This is a genomic window from Streptomyces sp. Wb2n-11 (assembly GCF_001049855.1).
GTDB lineage: Bacteria > Actinomycetota > Actinomycetes > Streptomycetales > Streptomycetaceae > Streptomyces > Streptomyces altiplanensis.
In genome coordinates this window covers 5872709-5888961 of the sequence record NZ_CVPB01000001.1, presented here as the reverse complement: position 1 = coordinate 5888961, position 16253 = coordinate 5872709, and the positions used below count along the sequence as shown (strand labels likewise).

20 protein-coding genes and 2 pseudogenes are annotated in these 16253 nt (G+C 71.4%); 19 read left to right on the top strand and 3 right to left on the bottom strand.

Features of this window, described 5'->3' with window-relative positions; all coding sequences use genetic code 11:
- The first annotated feature begins 89 nt into the window (after positions 1 to 89).
- The 15 genes and pseudogenes from BN1555_RS26855 to BN1555_RS26795 all read left to right on the top strand — a co-directional run bounded on the left by BN1555_RS26855 (position 90) and on the right by BN1555_RS26795 (position 11036).
- A complete protein-coding gene (locus BN1555_RS26855; RefSeq protein WP_176710144.1) occupies positions 90 to 1877 on the top strand; it encodes a type IV secretory system conjugative DNA transfer family protein in 1788 nt (595 codons plus the stop codon).
- The gene (locus BN1555_RS26850; protein WP_093801767.1) at positions 1874 to 2113 is read left to right on the top strand and encodes a hypothetical protein; all 240 of its coding nucleotides are present in this window, start codon (positions 1874 to 1876) and stop codon (positions 2111 to 2113) included. Before BN1555_RS26855 ends, BN1555_RS26850 begins: the two co-directional genes overlap by 4 nt.
- The gene (locus BN1555_RS26845; protein WP_176710143.1) at positions 2110 to 3279 is read left to right on the top strand and encodes a DnaB-like helicase N-terminal domain-containing protein; all 1170 of its coding nucleotides are present in this window, start codon (positions 2110 to 2112) and stop codon (positions 3277 to 3279) included. Before BN1555_RS26850 ends, BN1555_RS26845 begins: the two co-directional genes overlap by 4 nt.
- 37 nt (positions 3280 to 3316) lie before the next feature.
- Positions 3317 to 3907: a hypothetical protein gene (locus BN1555_RS26840; protein ID WP_255306191.1), complete on the top strand. Its 591-nt coding sequence runs from the start codon at positions 3317 to 3319 to the stop codon at positions 3905 to 3907.
- A 1-nt stretch (position 3908) separates the two neighbouring features.
- Positions 3909 to 4091 (top strand): annotated as a pseudogene (locus tag BN1555_RS40650) (DNA methyltransferase); the annotation flags it as partial.
- A gap of 121 nt (positions 4092 to 4212) precedes the next feature.
- Positions 4213 to 4443, top strand: a pseudogene (locus BN1555_RS40645) (DNA cytosine methyltransferase); the annotation flags it as partial.
- Positions 4444 to 4764: 321 nt separating this feature from the next.
- On the top strand, positions 4765 to 5109 hold the full coding sequence (locus BN1555_RS40640; RefSeq protein WP_255306190.1) for a hypothetical protein: 345 nt from the start codon (positions 4765 to 4767) through the stop codon (positions 5107 to 5109).
- 93 nt (positions 5110 to 5202) lie between these two features.
- The gene (locus BN1555_RS26830) at positions 5203 to 5808 is read left to right on the top strand and encodes a DUF4913 domain-containing protein (RefSeq protein ID WP_093801764.1); all 606 of its coding nucleotides are present in this window, start codon (positions 5203 to 5205) and stop codon (positions 5806 to 5808) included.
- Positions 5805 to 6596: a glycosyl hydrolase gene (locus BN1555_RS26825; protein WP_093801763.1), complete on the top strand. Its 792-nt coding sequence runs from the start codon at positions 5805 to 5807 to the stop codon at positions 6594 to 6596. Before BN1555_RS26830 ends, BN1555_RS26825 begins: the two co-directional genes overlap by 4 nt.
- A complete protein-coding gene (locus BN1555_RS26820; RefSeq protein ID WP_093801762.1) occupies positions 6593 to 7069 on the top strand; it encodes a hypothetical protein in 477 nt (158 codons plus the stop codon). Before BN1555_RS26825 ends, BN1555_RS26820 begins: the two co-directional genes overlap by 4 nt.
- Positions 7066 to 7734, top strand: coding sequence for a hypothetical protein (locus BN1555_RS26815; protein ID WP_093801761.1), 669 nt, complete (start codon positions 7066 to 7068; stop codon positions 7732 to 7734). Before BN1555_RS26820 ends, BN1555_RS26815 begins: the two co-directional genes overlap by 4 nt.
- Entirely contained in the window at positions 7731 to 8552 is an 822-nt protein-coding gene (locus tag BN1555_RS26810; RefSeq protein WP_093801760.1) for a hypothetical protein, read from the top strand. The genes BN1555_RS26815 and BN1555_RS26810 overlap by 4 nt, the downstream gene beginning before the upstream one ends.
- 25 nt (positions 8553 to 8577) lie before the next feature.
- The gene (locus tag BN1555_RS26805) at positions 8578 to 9420 is read left to right on the top strand and encodes a winged helix-turn-helix transcriptional regulator (protein ID WP_093801759.1); all 843 of its coding nucleotides are present in this window, start codon (positions 8578 to 8580) and stop codon (positions 9418 to 9420) included.
- Positions 9421 to 9539: 119 nt separating this feature from the next.
- The gene (locus tag BN1555_RS26800) at positions 9540 to 10481 is read left to right on the top strand and encodes an SPDY domain-containing protein (RefSeq protein ID WP_093801758.1); all 942 of its coding nucleotides are present in this window, start codon (positions 9540 to 9542) and stop codon (positions 10479 to 10481) included.
- Positions 10482 to 10547: 66 nt separating this feature from the next.
- Positions 10548 to 11036, top strand: a complete 489-nt coding sequence (locus BN1555_RS26795) for a hypothetical protein (RefSeq protein ID WP_093801757.1) — start codon at positions 10548 to 10550, stop codon at positions 11034 to 11036.
- Positions 11037 to 11040: 4 nt separating this feature from the next.
- On the opposite strand, the gene BN1555_RS26790 is transcribed toward BN1555_RS26795, so the two are convergent.
- Complete coding sequence (locus tag BN1555_RS26790) at positions 11041 to 11307, bottom strand: hypothetical protein (protein WP_093801756.1); 267 nt, start codon at positions 11305 to 11307, stop codon at positions 11041 to 11043.
- 218 nt (positions 11308 to 11525) lie between these two features.
- Here BN1555_RS26790 and BN1555_RS26785 point away from each other — a divergent pair, with 218 nt between their 5' ends.
- From BN1555_RS26785 to BN1555_RS26770, 3 genes are all read left to right on the top strand, one after another.
- Positions 11526 to 11756 carry a hypothetical protein gene (locus tag BN1555_RS26785; protein WP_255306189.1) on the top strand — a complete coding sequence of 77 codons (231 nt, stop codon included), beginning with the start codon at positions 11526 to 11528 and terminating at the stop codon, positions 11754 to 11756.
- 467 nt (positions 11757 to 12223) lie between these two features.
- The gene (locus BN1555_RS26775; protein ID WP_093801755.1) at positions 12224 to 12436 is read left to right on the top strand and encodes a hypothetical protein; all 213 of its coding nucleotides are present in this window, start codon (positions 12224 to 12226) and stop codon (positions 12434 to 12436) included.
- 91 nt (positions 12437 to 12527) lie between these two features.
- The gene (locus BN1555_RS26770; protein ID WP_093801754.1) at positions 12528 to 12857 is read left to right on the top strand and encodes an esterase; all 330 of its coding nucleotides are present in this window, start codon (positions 12528 to 12530) and stop codon (positions 12855 to 12857) included.
- 628 nt (positions 12858 to 13485) lie between these two features.
- Here BN1555_RS26770 and BN1555_RS26760 read toward each other — a convergent pair.
- The gene (locus tag BN1555_RS26760) at positions 13486 to 14688 is read right to left on the bottom strand and encodes an aminotransferase class I/II-fold pyridoxal phosphate-dependent enzyme (protein WP_093801753.1); all 1203 of its coding nucleotides are present in this window, start codon (positions 14686 to 14688) and stop codon (positions 13486 to 13488) included.
- Positions 14678 to 15424: an alanyl-tRNA editing protein gene (locus BN1555_RS41360; RefSeq protein WP_093801752.1), complete on the bottom strand. Its 747-nt coding sequence runs from the start codon at positions 15422 to 15424 to the stop codon at positions 14678 to 14680. Before BN1555_RS41360 ends, BN1555_RS26760 begins: the two co-directional genes overlap by 11 nt.
- Positions 15425 to 15456: 32 nt before the next feature.
- On the opposite strand from BN1555_RS41360, the gene BN1555_RS26750 reads away from it, so the two are divergent.
- A protein-coding gene (locus tag BN1555_RS26750; RefSeq protein ID WP_176710309.1) for an IS5 family transposase occupies positions 15457 to 16253 on the top strand; the annotation gives its coding sequence in 2 pieces (ribosomal slippage) (positions 15457 to 15790 and positions 15790 to 16253; 798 coding nt in all).

Here is a 16253-nt window from a genome sequence, read left to right as displayed (position 1 = left end):
TCCACCCGATCCTCAAGGAGTAGGCCCATGAACTGCACGAGAGCCGAGCGCGCCCCGCCCCCGCCCGCTCGCACACCCAAGGAACCGCCGTGCCCTCCCCGCGCACCAGCGCGCCCTCGACCACCACCGGGTCGGACGCGCTCCTCTACCTCCTGTTCGGCGTCCTCGGCGCCGCCATGGCCTTTGGCTCCCTCGCCTGGCTGACCGGCAACCTCACCAACTCCGCCGTCGGCAGCGGACCGTGGGCCCCGTTCCGCGCCACCGATGCCCTGCTGCACCCCGAGGTGCTGTGGCCGGCCCTTAGCGCCACCGCGCTGCTGGTCGGCGTCCGCGTCGTGCCCGGCCTGCTCACCCTGGCCCTGGCTACCACCGGCGTGGTGCTGTGGATGCGCTGGCGCTCCGGCTCCCAGACCGGCCTCGCCCGGAAGGCCGACCTGGCGCCGCTGCTGGACAAAGAGATCACCGCCAAGGCCAGGAGCCTGCGGCCGTCCCTGAGTAGCCAGGAGTGTAAAGAAGTCGCTCCCGCTGACCGCGGCATCCTGCTCGGTACTCTCGCCCCGGGGCGGGCGGAGGTCCGCGCGTCCTGGGAGGACGTGATCGTCGCGGTCATGGCCCCTCGAAGCGGGAAGACCTCCGGACTGGCAATCCCCGCGATCCTCTCGGCGCCCGGTCCGGTCCTGCTCACCAGTAACAAGGCTGCGAACGACGCCTTCACCGCGACGGTGGACGCCCGTGCCGAGGTCGGCACTATCTGGACGCTTGACCCTCAGCAAATCGCGCACCACCCGCGCGAGATGTGGTGGGACATCTTGGCCGATGCCCGCGATCTGGCCGGGGCGAAACGCTTGGCCGGGCACTTCGTCGCCGCGAGCGTGGATGAGTCGAGCGGCTCCGACTTCTGGTCCACCGCCGCGAGCAACACCCTCGGTGCCCTGTTCCTGGCCGCCGCGTCCCACCGGCGGCCGATCACCGACGTCCTGGCCTGGCTCGCCATGCCGGCCGACCGCACCCCGGTGGACCTGCTCACCGACGCCGGCCACGACGCGGTCGCCGCCCAGCTCCAGGGCACCGTCTCCGGCGCGACCGAGACCCGCGACGGCATCTATGAAACGGCAAGGCAGTACGCGAGCTGCCTGCTCGACCCGGACATCGCAGCCTGGGTCACACCGAGCAAGGATCTCCCCGAGTTCAGGCCCTTCGCCTTCGCCACCTCCCGCGACACCCTGTACCTGCTGAGCAAGGACGGCGGTGGCAGCGCGAGCGCGATCATCGCGGCGGCGGCCGACGCCGTGATGCGCGCGGCCGTGATCGTCGCCGAGCGCTCCGGCGGCCGGCTCGACCCGCCCGCCCTGTGCGTCCTCGACGAGGCAGCGAACGTGTGCCGCATCTCGGATCTCCCGGACCTGTACAGCCACCTGGGCAGCCGGGGCGTCATCCCCATGATGATCCTGCAGTCCTATCGGCAGGGCCAGCGGTGCTGGGGCGAGGCCGGCATGGACGCCCTGTACTCCGCCGCCACCGTCAAGATCATCGGATCGGGCATCGACGACGCCGACTTCGCCGACCGACTCAGCCGGCAGGTCGGTGACCACGACGTCCAAACCACCTCGGTGTCCACCAGCGAGAGCGGCAAGTCCACCTCGGTGAGCATGCGCACCGAGCGAATCCTGCCGCCCGACGCGATCCGCGCCCTTCCCAAGGGGAAGGTGCTGCTGCTGGCCACCGGCATCCGGGTCGCCATGCTCAACCTCAAGCCCTGGTACAAGGAGCCCTCCGCCAAGGTGGTCGGCCCGGCCTCCACCCGCGCCACGAAGGCCATCACCGAGCGGGCGCTCGCGAAGAGCATCGGCCACGACGACTTCGGGCTGTCGGCATGAGCGCGCCCATGCCGCGTCCCGGGCGGCTGCCGCACTCGCCGGTCGTTCTGCGCGACGGCCGGTGGTGGCTGGTCGGCAGGGCCGGCTCGATCCCTGCCTCCGATCCCGCGTTCACCGCGGTGCTGGACGACTTCGCCCAGGCGATGGCCGCTGCCGACCGGGCGGTCGCCGACCTCCGCATCCGGCAGAGCGAGTCTTCCACTTCTGACCCGGGAGACCTGGGAGGCCGGCGATGAGCCCGCTGTTGAGTGCAGAGCAGGCGGTCCTCGGCTCCGTGCTCCTCGACCCGGACCAGCTCGCGCACCTGGACTGGCTCGCGCCGGATCACTTCGACCGGCCCGTTCATCGGTCGCTGTTCGCCGCGCTCCGCAAGCTCCGCAGCGACGGCCACCCCGCGCTCTCAGCCGATGGGCCGGTGCCGCTGTCGTGGGTGACCGACGCCGTCGGCGAGGCCGGCCTCCACGTCCGGGGGCTGACTGCGGTGTACGCCCACACCCTGATATCGGCCTGCCCGCGTCCCGCGCACGCTCCGGTGTACGGCCGCATGGTGCTGGAGGGGGCGATCCATCGCACGGTCGCTCAGCACGCGATCCGTCTCCACCAGGTGGCTCGAGCCGACGCCCTGCAGGGGGAGGTCGAGGGAACGCTGCGCTCTGCGGATGTCCTGACCGGGGTGCTCACCGATCTTGCGCGGCGTTGGGGGACCGATCCGCGTCCGGTCGCGCCCGCCGCTGCGCCGGCTGCCGCCCCGGCCACGCCGCCGGTCCAAGCCGACCAGGTCGCCGAGGACGAGCGGTTCCTCCTGGCCGTCCTCGCCGAGCAGCCGAGGGCCATGGAGGAGGTGGTGGCCTGGCTGCGACCGGGTGACTTCGCCGGCCCGGCGCACGGGCAGCTCTACCGGTGCCTCGGCGCGCTGCATCACCGGGGCGAGCCCATCGACCGAATCACCCTGCTCTGGGAGGCGCAGCGGCGTGGCCTGTTGGCCGACGGCACGCTCTCGGCCGACCAGCTCACCGCCATCTGCGACGACGTGATCCCGGGCAGCGCCGAATGGCTCGGGGAACGGGTGATGCGCTCCTCCCTCACGCGCACCGCAGCCGCCTCCGCGCGAGCCGTCCGGGCTCTGGCCGAAGACGAAGCCCTGGTCCCCGGTCGGCTGATCAACCACGCCCTGCACGCGCTCGGCCCGCTCGACGAGGTACGCGCCCGCTGGCAGACCGCGAACGGCAGTCCACCTCCGAAGCCGCCGGCCTCCGCGCCTGCGCCGGACGGACCCCCTCCGGCCCGGGTGCACGCCGCCCGCGCCCGCAGCACACCGCACCCTGCCCCATCACCCTCGGCGCGGACCGGCCCCGTTCCCACGCCGGCCACCGCCCGGCCACCCTCGCGCGGCCACCTCTGACGCCCCTCAGCGTCCAGCCCCTCTCCAGTTCTTCCCCATGGAGTTCGCCTTGATCGACACCTCCTCCTCCGACGCCCTAGCCCTTCGCGCCACGGCATCGGGCTTCGATGCCGTGCGCGGCAAGCTCCCGGTCACCGGGAATCCCGACCACTCACTCGACAGCGTCACCGTCGCCCGCCAGCTCTCCGACCTCGGCACGCTGATCACCGACCTGGCCGACGAGGTTCTTCACCGGGCCGCCGAGCAGCGCCGGGAAGGAGGCACGGCCCCGGCCGTCGTGGGCTTCGCCGCCGCCGTCCGGCCTGCCTGCGAGGCGGCGTCCGCTCTCGGAGCGGTGGCGCACCGGCTCTCCGTTCTGGAGCAGGCCGAGCACCTCGGCGACGAGTCCGGAGCCAAGGACGCGCGAGAGGCAGACAGGCTGGTGATGGGCAACGCGCTCGGCATGGCGGACAAGGCCCTGCGCGAGACCGCCAACTCCCTGCGCTCCGCGTCGGCGGCCATCTCGCCTGAATCCGTTCGTGCCCAGGCCGCCCGCAGCCGGTCCACGACCGCAGCGTTCCCTTCCTCCCCTGCTCCGCCTCCAGCCCCGGCAGCAGCTCCTCCGGGCCGGATCGCGCGGGGCCGGTGACATGCACACCACCCTCGCGCACCCCCCGTTGATCGGGTCGCTCTGCTCGGGGTACGGCGGCCTCGACCTGGGCGTGCAGGCTGCCTTCGGCGGCACGCTGGCCTGGCACGCGGAGGTCGATCCGAACGCTTCGCGCATCCTGGCCCGCCACTGGCCCGGCGTCCCCAACCTGGGCGACATCACCACCGTCGACTGGTCCACCGTTTCCCGGGTGTGCGTCTTGACAGCGGGCTTCCCCTGTCAAAGACGTCTCGGTCGCCGGCCGCCGGGCCGGACTCAACGCCCAGACCCGCTCCGGGCTCTGGCTGCACGTCGCCCGTGCGGTCAAGGCCCTCCGACCCTGCCTGGTTGTGATCGAGAATGTGCGCGGCCTCCTCACCTCCCCCGTCGGCTCCCCTGGCGACGTGGAACCCTGCCCGTGGTGTCTGGGAGACACCCCAGGCCAGCCTCCTCTGCGGGCACTCGGTGCCGTACTCGGCTCCCTGGCCGACCTCGGGTACGACGCGAAGTGGCTCGTGCTTCGCGCCTCCGATATCGGGGCCCCGCACCGCCGCGAGCGGACCTTCCTCGCCGCCTGGCCCGCCGGACACCCTGCTCAAGACGCCGACCAGCAACATCGGCAAGAACGGCGGCTCGCAGCACCCGTCCAAGAGGAAGAGCGGGGGCCACGGCCCGAACCTGGCCGACGAGGTCGAGTGGCTCCTGCTGCCCACCCCGAAGGCGTCGGACGGGATCAAGGGCTCGCCCAACCAGCGGCACGGCAACGGGGACATGACCCTGCCCAGTGCGGCGGCGTCGCTGCTGCCCACACCGCGGGCCAGCGACACCGGCACCCCGGACCGTCGCCCCGGCAAGGCGTGGCGCCCTTCCTTGTCGGCGGTGGTGCTGCCGCTCTGGACGGAGGCGACCCCGGAAGCCGAGGAGCAGGCTGGCGATGGGGGGCGTACGCAGCCGCCATCACCCGATGGGAGAGGCTCACCCGCCCCGCACCGGCCCCCACGGACGCGGCCGGCCGGCTCCGTGCCGACTTCGTCGAGTGGATGCAGGGCCTCGACGACGGCTGGGTCACCGCCACCCCGGGGCTCGGGCGACCGGCCCAGCTCACCGCGCTCGGCAACGGCGTCGTGCCGCAACAGGCGGCTCGGGCTCTGCAGTTGCTGGCGCCGCCCTTCCCGCGCTGCCCTCGCTGCGCGGGCGGGTAGCGCTCCACTACCGGGTTTCTCCGGCCGGGCCAAGCCGCGGTTTCTCCGGATCCTCTCGGGCATGTCGCCGTCTCACAGATGGAGCACGCCCCGATGTCCGACACCAGCCCGACCATCCCCGGTCCCGAACCGTTCCGCGTTCCCGACGGGGACCTCAACGACCTTGCCAGCACCCTCGCCAAGACCATGGCCGAGGTCAGGCAGCACGGCGTCATCCTCGACCGCCTCGGCTCCGAGCCCGATCCCCTGCCTGCTGCCGGCCAGCAGGCGGACAGCGCTCCGGGAGCCGGGGCGGCCGACCCCGAGCAGGCGGACGGCCCCGCCTCGGTGTTCATCCTCGCCCTGGGCGGGGAGGCATACGCCGTCGAACTAGCCGCCCTCAGCGACTGGGTGAACTACCTCTTCCTCCCGGTCTACGGCCGGGAGATCAGCACCACGCGTCCGTGGTGCGCACAGTGGCACGAACACCCCGAGGCCGTCGCCCGACTCCACGCGCTCTGGCTCGCATGGCAGCAGTTCAGCGATACGGAGGCCGGCCTCTCCGGTCCGTCGACCTGGCACCGCGACCACCTGGACCAGACGCTGGTGCACCTCCGTGCCCCCGACGGGCCCTTCGCGGCGTGCACGACGAGCGTTAACCGACCCAACCATCGCGTGCTGGCCACCCCGGCGCCCGAGCAGTCGGGGGTGGCGGCGTGAACGACGGCCTCGACTTCGCCTTCGATTTCGACCTCGACGAACTCGCGCCCGCCGATGCCGCCTCCGAGGAGGCGGCGGAGAGGTTCTGGTCCGGTGACCTGACGGCGCTGTCCCAGCACCGCACCACGCCCAACGGCTCCCACAGCTTCGTCGTCGCCCACGACCGGTCGGCCACGTGGGGGGTACCCGGTGCGCCGCAGGTGGTTGCCATCGCGGTCGCGCGGGATCTCAGCCAGTTCACGTTCACCCTGGAGACGAGCTACCACGCCACGGTGCCCTTCGCCCAGAACTGGCTGGTCGAACGCGGCTGCCCGCCCGAGCGGATCGCCCAGGTCGGCGACGGCTACGTGAAGCCCGCCGACGACCTGACCCTCCAGGTCGAGCAGCAGATCCGGGAGTCGGGCACTCGCTACGAGGTCCTTGACGCCTACACCTCGGACTCCGACCCGTGCGAGACGTGGGCGCTGGCCCGTGACTCCCGTGCCGGTCAGGCACCGGTTCGGGTCTTCCTCGAAGAGTGGGACTACGACGCCGACACGTACACGATGCGCGAGGGCGCCTTCGCCGACGTGGGCGCCGCCCGCTGCTGGCTGGATGACCGTAGCGGCCCGCTGCCCGAGCCACCGGAATACCGCAATCATGACGGCGCCGTCGGCCGGGCCCGCGTCGCCCGTATCGCCCTCGCCCGGTCGGCCGGTGCCTCCGTGGCACCGAAGGCCGGCCTCGACTCCCCTCGCACGCCGCCGGCGGGACCGGTCCAGCGTCCGGTACAGGGGAGGCTGCTGTGAGCCGCGCCCGCTTCGCCTTCGCCGCGCACCCCGACGCCATCACCGACCTGCGTGAGCTTCCTGATGAAATCCGTGACTTGGCGCTGCTGGAACTGCAGAACCTGGTCCACGGCAGCGACGACTGCCTGCCGTTGAAGGGCCGCCTCGCCGGCTTCCACAAGGTCTACGTCGACCCGTCCGTCGCCTACCGGATGGTCGTCCAGTTCCGCCCGGCCCCGCCGACCTCGACCCACCAGCGCGAGATCTACCTCGTCGCCACCGGAAGCCGGAAGGACTACGCGGTCTACCGCTCGGCCCACCTGCGCACCGGCCTCCAGCAAGACGTCGAGACCGACTCCGCCACCCAGGCCCGAGTGCAGGCCGCCCGGTCCCGGTCGTCGCTCGCCGTCGACCGGCCTACAACGGGCCCGGCAACTTCTCCAGCAGCGGCCCCGCCCCCGGCCGCCGCCCCCCGAAAGGTTCCCCAGCGATGACCGCCGACCGCACTCCCCTGACCCGTACCGAACTGGCGGACCTTCTCACCGGCGCCGCGCAGAGCGTCTCCGGCATCCTCACCGCCGAGTACCCGACGGCCGCTGGCCGCTCCTACCTGCACCCCGTGCTGGGCCCGCTGTCCGCCGGGCCCCAGGTCGTCGGCGAGCTGAACGACCGCCTCGAAGGGTTCGTGGCCGCCGAGCCACGCCCCGCCACACCGGCGGGCCTGTTCACCCTGGCCTCCTACGCCTCCGCGCTGGGGTGGCTCACCGAGTCCTTCGCCGAGCTGACCGCCTCGGTCGACCAGATCTGCACCCACGTGGGCATCCCCACCGAACCTCGGGGTCCGGTCCTCACCGCGACCGATGGCGCCGAGCGGGACGAAGAGTTCGACTTCGCGTTCAGCGCGCTGGAACTAACGGCGATCCGCACTGCGGCCCAGGCCGCCGGCCTCACGCCGGACGACTACGTCGAGGTCCTCTCCCAGTCACTGCTCGCCGCCTCCCGGATCACCGACGCCTGCATGGAGATCTCCAGCGGCCTGCTCGAAGACGCCGCGTACGTCCTCGACGAGGCAACCGACCACGTCTGGATCGGCGACGGGCCCAACAGCCTGCCTACCCTGGTCCGCTCCCTGCTCGCCCGGATGGAGGCGGCGCAGTGAACCCGCATGACGCGACCGAACGGCCTGGTGCCCACCTGGTCGCCGAGGAGTTCGGCATCGAAGACCCCTGGGCGCTGAGTGACAACCATCCACTGCGCGATCCTCTCGATCTGGTCGGCAGGATGGTCGCCAAGGCCGCTCGGGATGTGGACGAGCTGCACGGCCAGCTGACCCGCGCCGCCCAGTCCGCCCTCGACTTGCTGGCGCCCATTGCCCGGGGCGAACACGCGAGCATGCGCGGTTGGCACGGCATCTTGCAGACCACCGGTCCGCAGATCGAGCTGCTGGTCGCTCGCCGGGGCGCGGCCTACGAGCAACTCACCCGGACCATCTCTGCGTACCACCGTCTTCTGCCCGATCCAGATGCTGCCCCGCACTCGAACACGAAGGTCCATGACCTGCACCACCAACTGGACTCCGGTCGGGACGATGACTGGGCCATCGCGGGTGATCACCGGCTCACGGCTCTCGAAGCTGTCGAGGCCGGCGGCCTCCGGTTCCGCCTGACGGCGATCGGCGACGACCCCTATCTCTCGGACGGGCCGGGCCGGCGTCCCCAGCCGCTGGCCGCGACCGTCCAGCGGCTGGTCGCCGACGGGCTGCTGCACCAGGACACCAGCGAGAACCGGTACCGGCCCGGACAGCTCCTCTCCCTCACGCCACAGGGCGAAGCCGCCCTCCGCGACGCGCGTACAGCCACGCCACGCGTGTCCGCCGCCCTCAGCCGCAGCAACGCCCCGGCGAACTCCGGCACCCTCGCCAACTCGACCGCCCTGCCCGTCACCACGGCGGTCGGCAAGCCCTCCCGTTCCCGCTAACCCCTTCCTGAGAGAGGACGCTCCCGTGCCCGCCCCCGTACAGCCTCCCGCCTTCTCCATCGGCTCGATCGATGCTCAGCGTGTCGAGGACGCGCTGTCCCTGATCGGGCCGAAGTGGACCGCCTGGTCAGCGATGACCCTGGCCCAAGAGGGCCGCCCCCTGCGGGTGCGCGACGTCGCCACCCGGCTCCCCTTCGTCAGCGAGCAGTTCGTCGGCAAACGACTGGCCACGATGCACGCCGACGGGCTGGTCACCCGGGACGACGACCATCGCGGGGCCCCCTACCGGCTCAGCGCGCTGGGCAAGTCGCTGTCTCCCGTGCACCACACCGTGTCGGACTGGTCCCATGCCCACCTGTCGCTCGGGACGATGGCCGAAGCCGAACGCGTCGAGGACGCCCTGCGCCGTCTGCATCTTCGGCACTCGACCGCCGTGATCCAGGTCCTCGACGCGGGCGGCCCGATGCGGTTCGTCCACATCGCCGAGGAGGCCGGCCTGGACAACGGCTTCGCCCGGCAGCGGCTCCTCCGGCTCCAGGCCGACGGCCTGGTCGCCCGCACGGGCCCGCGCCACGGCGACCCCTACGTGCTGACCGATGCCGGTCAGGCGCTGGGGGCCGTCTACGCGAGTGTCGAGCACTGGAGCGAGCCCGTCACCGCGCGGAGGGCCTCGTCAACGCCAGCCCGCGTCGCAGCGGCCACGCGCACCCATGTCGGCGTCCCGCTGGCGGCGGATGGCGCCCGGACCGCGGCGGCTCTGCGGCGGAGCGCTGCCGCGCCGAACGCCCTGTTCAGCCATGCGCCGCAGCCGCAGCCGCGGGTGCGGGCGGCCGTGACCGCCCAGTCGGCACCGGGCCCGGGCCGGTGACCCGGTGGGCCTGAGAGCCAGAGCCGTCTCACCGCCGCCACCACGTCCGCGTGCGCACCAGTCGTTCGTTCCGCCGCGCACGCGGCGCGTTCCCCTCCTACGCGCCCGGAGCTTCGCCCATGCACGCCCCTGATGACCCGCACCGCTACCAGGAGGTCCTGGTCAGCCCCATGTACCTGGCCGGCTCCAGCGGGGCCGGAGACGCCGGCTTCGCCCCGGTCGCTCACTGGCCACACCACTACCTCGACGAGGGCCCCTGCCAGCTCGTCGTCACCTCACCCGACCAGCGAATTCGGATCGGCTGGTTCGGCGACGACTTCGAGCTGTGGAAGATCACCGCCGCCAAGGAGGCCATCTCCGCACCCCGTTGGACAGCCACCTTCAACCACGTCACCCCACCCGAGATCGTCGCCGGCCTCACCACCGCTCTGGCCCGCGACTACGCCGAGGCCGACGCCTACGACGTCAACGGACGCTTCCTGGTCAACCCGTCGAGGTACTGGGCCGACGCCGTCCGGCCGCTGACCGAAGCCGGCTGGACACGCGACGGCGGCGCTGAGCGCGGCACCGTCGAGATCGTCGCCCTCGACGGCCAGGCCGGCGTCCTGATCGACAACCGTCTCTCCGGCTGGGACGACGAGACCGTCACCCTGTGGGCCGGTCCATCGGGCTGGGGCACTCGGGCGGAGGCGATCTTCACGGCCGGCACCCCGTCTCACCTGATCGCCGCGACCGCGGCCGTCATGGCGGAGTCGGCCCCGGTGATCCGTGAACGGCACCAGATCGACCAACGGATGGAGCACCTGGTCACGCTGACCCCGGTCGGCCAGGTCGCCGGTCCCCAAGTCTCTCGCGCTCCGACCCCGCTCGACGTGCGCCGCACCGCGGTCACCCAGGCCGTCCACCGCGCAGCGCGCGCACCGCGCACCGCAACCGCCCTCCGGGTGATGGCTGCCCAAAGCCGCTCCGCGGGTGCGGCGCAGCACCGGTCGGGCAGCCTCGCACCTGCAGCCGCCGCCCGGCCGCCAGCCAGTTCGCCGCCTCCACGGCACGGCCGCTGACTCCCGCCCCGGATCTTCGGACACCGTCTCCGCCCGAAACAGCCTCTGCACAATGGGAGTTCCGTCATGCCCACTGCCACCATGCTCGACCAGGCCACGGCCATGATCGAGAAAGCCTGGGGTCAGCCCATCGAAGTCCTGGAAGTCCTCGCGGTCCGACACCCTTGCGAGGACCCGCTCCTGCGCGCGGCCATGCACACCCGTACGGCCCTGGCCGTCACCGACAACTCGGTGACCGTTCACCAGGACCGTCTGCACGCCCTGTCCCAGCCCGGGTACGTGCCAGCCTTCTACGAATTGGACCGAATCACCGACTCAGCGGCCGACCTCCGCGTCGCCCACACGGAGAGCCGTACGTACCTGCAAGCGATCAGGCGCGTGGTCGAGGCCCGTGAAGCCGCCGCGCCCGCGGGCCGGGCCCCGGCGGTTCGCCTGACCCAGGTCGCTGTCGCCCGCTCCGGGCACGCGCCGCACGCCCCGGGCCAGGTGCCCGACCCGTCCGTTCCTTCGGCCGTCGTAGGGCCGTCGGCGCCCGCTGCGGGGCCGCGTCGCTGAACGGTCAGGCGAGGTCTTCGCCGTGGTGGACGTCCTCGGTGCGGGGGCCCACCGCGCGGGCCAGCTCCTCCAGCGTCAGCTCGACGCGCCAGCCTTCCGCGACCCGGCGCTCCACCACCGTCTCCTCGTCCGGCCACCTGTCGGGCTGCGCGCCGACGCCCCACTGGCCGTCGGCGACCATCGCGATGTCGCCCACCGTCCACGGCCGCCCGGCAGCACGGATCTTGCGCTCCAGCCCGGCTCCGTCCCAGTGTCTGCTCGCCTCTGCCATCCCTGCTCCCCCTTCACTGCCATGCGGCCCGTCGCCGCAACCCAGGTACGACAACCGCGTTCGCCGATCCATTCCCGGGCCGCCGGCCCCCTGCTGGCAGTCGCGAGTTCGCCCACGGCAGACGTCACCCCTGGGAAACGACTACGCACTTCGGCACACCGCATGCCAACGTACGGGTGTCGGGAAAAACCGCAGGTCAACGAAGGGATCGTCCAACCGTGAACACCTCCGCCACTCCCCTGCCCGCCGTCGTCCGCCCCGCCGTGGAAGACCGCTGTTGGCTCTCCTCCGACCACTCCGTGGGCCCGGTGCTCGACCTCCTCGACGCCCTCGGCTGGGCAGTCGTCGACACCCCGGAGGCCAACGTCCACGCGACGAGCCCGGACGGCCGTGTCTACGTCGGCTGGCTCCCCGAAGACACCGCTGCCTGGAAGCGCGGCATCGTCTGACAGATCCGGGCAAAGCCCACCCCGAAGGTGACCCGTGGGTCCAGGAGTTCGGCCTCTACACCCCCTCCGAGGCCGTAGCCGGTTTCCTCGGCGCGCTCATCGCCACCCCCAGCCGCTGACCGCGCTACCGACCTCTGTCTCGGAAGGCCCCTCCATGGCGTACCGTGCCCCGCTCACCCACCATCACGCCGACGGCACTCTCTGCCCGGCGGGGCACAAGCACACCAGCTCAGGTAAGCCGCTCCGCCCCGGCTGCCCTGGTCGCGTGTACACGCAGGCCATCTGCTCCTGCGGCGACTAGGAGATGAAGCAACCCGGCAAGGGCTACGTCAACGAGAGCCGCAAGCGGCACCTCGCCAGCCACACCCAGGGACCGAAAATCCTCTGCAACCTGCTCCGTCTCAATGGCTCCTGACGCTCGACCACCAGCTCCGCCCCGTCATCCCGTCCCACTCCCGGAGGCTCCCGTGCCCCACTGCCTGACCGTCGGCCACCTGCTCCGCCAGCTCCAGAGCCTCGACCCCAACCTGCCGATCCGCCTCGCCATCAACCCCGACTTCCCCTTCACCCACTACTTGAGAGCCGAGGTCGTCGTCCGGGACGGCAAGGCGTTCATCGCCGACGACGGCCAAGAGGGCTACCTCCCGGTGGAGGTCAGCGACGCCCTCGCTTGGGTCTGACCCGTCCCACCGACTCTCCCCGGAGGCTCCTATCTCGTCACGACCCTGCCCTTCACACGTCCTTCCGCTGCACGGCCTCGCCGTACGGCCCATGCCAAGCGGCGTACGCGGTGCGCTGGTCCAGCGCGTCTCCGCCCTGCCCGACGGGCCGCTCGACGTCACCTGGCTCGCCACCGAAACTCCAAAACTCCCCCTCGGCCGCATTCGCCTGCACTGGGAGCCAGCTTCCCTCGCAGGCTGGGACGTCACCGCCCATCTGGGCCTGGCCACCACCGAGGTGCATCTCGCCTCCTGGCTCGCCGCCCCGGATGACTGGCCGCGCCTGGTCCGCCCGACCATCCACGAGGTGCTCGGTCTGTGCGCCGCCCTCGCGGTCGCGACCACCGCCCTCGATCTCTCGAATCGCCTCGCTCAGGTCTGACCGAAACCGCAGAAGGCCGCCCCGTGCCGTTCAGGCAGGGGCGGCCTTGCCGTACGCCCAGCCGCGCATTGCGTACGTTCATCACCGACGAACGAGGAGGACACGATGGCCAACGATCAGCAGCTCTGGGGGTACCCGGAGGTCGCCGCTCACCTGGGCATCAGCGTCCGAGCTGCCCGTAGCCGCAAGAGCCGGGGCAGCCTGCCGAAGCCCGAGAGTTCTGCTGGGCACGGACCACCTCGTGCTCGTCGGCTGTGGACTCCAGCTGGGTGAGGCGTGCCTGTGTGGCCAGGGCAGTTCGTCACAGCTGCCGAGGCGGCCATCGGGGTAGAGGGTGAAGACGTGGTCGCACTTGAGGTCGGAGAAGTGGCAGAACCCTGTCGTCAGGCCCCGTAATCGCCGGATCGTGGAGACGGCCGGTTCGACCTTGATGCGGGCGAAGTTCAAGCTCCGCCAGCCGTACTGGTCCGGCCTGGACCGAGAGGCCAACTGATTGGCGACCGACGGAAATCCTTGTTCGGTTGGAATCTGTGCAGGTCAGAGGGGTGGTTACGAGTTGAGCGGCTCGTCGTACGCAGATTCCAACCGAGTGCGAAAGCTCCTCAGATCTGCTCGGCCATGCCACCGTTCACAGCGCCGCCCTGATCCGGCCGAACGCCTCGCCGAGGACCGCTGGATGGCTGGCGGCGTTGATCCGGAAGTATCCGGCGTAGGCGTCGCCCCCGAAAGCGGCCCCGGGAAGGGTGTGGACCCGGGCGCCGGCGAGGGCGCGGGCGAAGCGCTCCGACTCGTCCGGCGCAGGGAATCCGGCCCACACCAGATAGGTGGCCTCGGGTGCGACGACGTCCACCCGCAAGGGGAGCCGGGAGAGTTCCGCACGGACCGATTCCACGCGCTCGGCGAGTACGGCACGCAGCGCGGCCAGCCATCCGGTCCCCTGCTCGTAGCAGGCGACCGTGGCGATTGCGCCGAGGCTTCCGGGGCGCCCGAGCAGACTCTGCGGCAGCCCGACGAGCGCCCCGGCCGTGCGGTCCGAGGCGTAGACCGTGGCGCTCTTCAGACCGGCGATGTTGAACGCCTTGGACGCCGAGGTGAGGCCGAAGACCCGGGCCCGGTGCACGGCGGGGTCGGCGAACACGGAGCGCGGCTGCCCCGCGAGTCCGAGCGGCATGTGCACTTCGTTCGCGAGCAGCAGCAAATCATGTTCCAGGGCGAGGGAGAGCGCCGCGGTGATCTCTTCGGTGTTCCAGGCCCGCCCCACCGGGTTGTGCGGCTGGCACAGGATCCAGGCCCCGGCACCGGCCGCCGCGGCAGCGTCGAGCGCGGCGAAGTCGTGCCGGTAGCCAGCCACGTCCCGCAGCAGGGGCACGGCCACCGGGCGCATGCCAGCTTCTTCGATCACCTTGAACAGGTCACCGTACACCGGTGTCTCCACGATGACGGGGCTGCCGGGCGGCAGCTGGTCCCGGAGGAGTGACCGAAGCCCGGTCAGTATCTCGGTGGTGCAGCGAAGCCCTGCTGTGAAGGCGTGGTGCTCACGGGCTAGATGGCGTGCGCAGGCCTGCTCCTGCTCGCCGGTGAGGCCGTATCCCGTCTCGCCGTCCCGCACGGCGCGTTCGAGGGCGTGGCGGAGGAAATCCGGTGTCTCCAGGTCCATTTCCGCGACACCGAGGCAAATCCGGTCCGGTTCGAGCGCGCCCACCTGCCACTTCAGGGTGCGCCGGCCGCGCAGGACGTCCGCGTCCGCTATGAACCGCGGGGCATCCGCATGCGGCCCGGCGGCCGTCCGGACCGGGATGCCCTCGTGGGTGGGGCGGTCGTCAGTCCGCATCGCGATCCAGCTCGACGTAGAGGCGGGTGCCGCCCTTCCCCTTGGTGCGGCGGCGCACGGTGATGCCGCCCTGGATCTCCTTCGGATGCCGCACGTGGGTGCCGCCGCAGGGGATCTCGATCTCTCCCGAACGCCAGACGAAGACGTCGCCGGCCCCCGGTAGGGGGGTCACGACCGCCTCCCCGGCGGACCCGAGAAGGGCGAGGACACGGTCCTGGATCTCCGGCACCGCCTCGCTGGGGATCGCACAGCCGAAGTCGAAGCGTGCGGCGCTGTCGCTGATGTGGCAGCCCCGGGTCGAGCGCGTCTGGCCATGCGCCGTGAGGTATTCACCGGTGGCGTGGAACAGGAAGTGCGCCAGGGTGTGCATCTGCATGTTGCGAAAGCGGCGTTCCCAGTCGATCTCCATGGTGACCTCCGCTCCCACCTCCAGCGAGCAGGGTTCCTCGAACACGTGACAGAACACCGCGTCGATCGTGGCGACTTCCCCGTTGGGCAGCTGGTAGGGCCGGCCGCCCGCCTTCTGTACGTCCACCACTCGCCATCCGTCGACGGTTCCCTGGTCGGCGACCTGCCCGCCGGACTCGGCGTAGAACAGTGAACGGTCGAAGATCGCGTGGTGCCCCTCGACCGCCAGAACGACGGCCGCCGCGGTCGTCGCGTACGGATCGTGGTGGAAGAGCTGGGCCGTGGCGGGAGCCTTGCTCCACAGGGCGGGGTTAAGAGGACGTCTCATTTGGATTGATTCGGTAATCTGGTGCCGTGGGGATTGTGGAGCGGTTGGTTCCGGATGAGTTGTGGGTGTTGTTCGAGCGGGTGGTGCCGCCTTCTCCGTCGAGGCCGCAGGGTGGTGGCCGTCGGCGGTACGGGGACCGTGAGGTGCTGGCGGCGATCGTCTTCGTGGCCACGTCGGGGTGTACGTGGCGGCAGCTGCCGCCGTCGTTCGGGCCCTCGGGGCCGACCGCTCACCGGCGGTTCACCGAGTGGAGCAAGGCCCGGGTGTGGGCCAAGCTCCACCGTCTGGTGCTGGATGAACTCGGCGCCCGCGGGGAGTTGGACTGGTCGAGGTGTGCGATCGACTCGGTGAACATGCGGGCCCTGAAAGGGGGGACCTGACGGGTCCGAATCCTGTGGACCGAGGCAAGTTTGGGTCGAAGATCCACTTGATCACCGAACGTTCCGGTCTGCCCATCTCCATCGGCATCTCGGGCGCGAACCTGCACGACAGCCAGGCCCTGGAGCCCATGGTGCGGGGTATCCCGCCCATCCGCTCCCGTCGCGGACCCCGCCGCAGGCTGCCGGCCAAGCTCCACGCCGACAAGGCCTACGACAACCGTCACCTGCGCAGATGGCTCCGATCCCGCGGCATCACCCACCGCATCGCCCGCAAAGGCATCGAGTCCTCGAACCGTCTTGGCCGCCACCGCTGGACCATCGAGCGCACCATGGCCTGGCTCGGAGGGTGCCGCCGCCTCCACCGCCGCTACGAACGCAAAGCCGACCACTTCCTGGCCTTCACCAGCATCGCCTGCACCCTCATCTGCTACCGCAGACTCGCCAAATGA